We start from the raw sequence: 294 nt of genomic DNA on the forward strand, positions 1-294 counted from the left end.
GCTCTACTCTGACATGCAACAACTGCTGGAGCTGAATCAGAAACATTATAAGCATCAGTACTTTAACCTATGCTACTCACCAGATGAGCTTTCTCTAGAGCAAGCCATCAGAGCCCTATGTGATGCCTCAGAGCAAGCGGTGCGTGATGGCGCGGTACTACTAGTGCTATCCGATAGAAACCTAGAAAAAGGTAAGCTGCCTATTCCTGCTGCTATGGCAGTGGGCGCAGTACAAAACCGATTGGTGGAAGCGCAGTTGCGCTGTGATACCAATATCATCGTTAAAACCGCCAC

Annotated in this window: 1 protein-coding gene; it reads left to right on the forward strand. The window is 48.3% G+C overall.

Annotated elements, in window-relative coordinates; all coding sequences use genetic code 11:
- A partial coding sequence (locus tag AB4585_RS26740; protein WP_372171768.1) for a glutamate synthase central domain-containing protein occupies window positions 1-294 on the forward strand: 294 nt, incomplete at both ends.

The organism is Vibrio sp. 10N.222.49.C9 (assembly GCF_041474985.1).
GTDB lineage: Bacteria > Pseudomonadota > Gammaproteobacteria > Enterobacterales > Vibrionaceae > Vibrio > Vibrio crassostreae_C.